Raw genomic sequence first — 1,055 nt, forward strand, 5'->3', positions numbered from 1 at the left:
TCAGGAGGCATCAATTGATAATTTATCGAGTGAATGAAATTATTTAAGTTGTTTGATTATTGGAGTGAATGATGGTTATTGGTGTGAATAATAATTGAGTAGGCCTATCATTTCAGAGTCATAACGGATATCGACTTTAACTAGACTTAGCGTAAACTGATGAATGTCGATAATGTGCTGGAGGTGATGTATGCCGATTAATAGATTCCCTGTGTTGCTATGCTCTTTTGGGAGTGGCGTTTGTTTATTATGCAGCTTGACGGTTTCTGTGCAGGCGAAAGTGCCATTGGATATTGCTCTAGGCAATAGAGTGTCGCATTCGGTAGGTTATCAACATGAAGGTCGACGTCATTCTTCGCATTACCGTGATCCATGGCGCTGGGGATTGGGTTGGAATAGCGTATGGGGACCGAATATCGGGCTTAGTCGATATAATGGTTATGGCAGTCGATATTACAATCGATATGACAATCGCTGGGGTATAGATGAGTATCGTCGCAGTAACGATAATTTTTATCCTTATCGAACAGTTAATGTGGCACCAATCCAAAGCTATCAAGTCGTTGAACCTATAGTGGTATCTGAGCCGCAGCGAACTACCACCCAAGTTCAATATGCTTCTGGGTTAAGTCGTTTACCTGAAAATGCCAAAGTGATTCAGCACGCAAACGGTACCGTTTATGAATGGCAAGGAGTTGAATATTATTTTGACTGGAACACTCAAACCTATGAGGTTGCCAAAGTAGAGACTCCATAGCTGCCTGCATAGAAACAATACTCAATGCTATGGTCTGCTTTAGCCTGGTACATAGCGGTATCGGCTGCAGTGATGAGTTCTCGGCTATTTAAACCATGTTCTGGCAGTACACTAATTCCGATACTGGCGCCAACTTCTAAAGTATGCTTCCCAATAATGATCGGTTGCTTAATATTGGTTAATAGCTGGTTTATTTTATGTTCTATATTGATTGGTTCAGGGAGCATATCAAGCCAAACGATAAATTCATCGCCGCCGAGTCTGCCCACTATATCGGTAGCGCGTAGACTGTTAACCA

General features: G+C 41.9%; 2 protein-coding genes. One reads left to right on the plus strand and one right to left on the minus strand.

Annotated elements, in window-relative coordinates; genetic code table 11:
• Window positions 1-190: 190 nt before the first annotated feature.
• Window positions 191-757 carry a hypothetical protein gene (locus tag CXF78_RS01615; protein ID WP_102035777.1) on the plus strand — a complete coding sequence of 189 codons (567 nt, stop codon included), beginning with the start codon at window positions 191-193 and terminating at the stop codon, window positions 755-757.
• Here the strand turns inward: CXF78_RS01615 and CXF78_RS01620 are convergent.
• Window positions 727-1,055: diguanylate cyclase domain-containing protein (locus CXF78_RS01620; RefSeq protein WP_145991336.1), on the minus strand; the 329-nt coding region annotated here is incomplete at its 5' end. The two genes, CXF78_RS01615 and CXF78_RS01620, sit on opposite strands and share 31 nt — an antisense overlap.

It is taken from the genome of Shewanella sp. 11B5 (genome assembly GCF_002836795.1).
Lineage (GTDB): Bacteria > Pseudomonadota > Gammaproteobacteria > Enterobacterales > Shewanellaceae > Shewanella > Shewanella frigidimarina.

What these genes read in the sequence shown, in the direction of transcription:
- CXF78_RS01615 (WP_102035777.1), top strand. Translation starts at nt 191, where the DNA reads ATGCCGATTAATAGATTCCCTGTGTTGCTATGCTCTTTTGGGAGTGGC.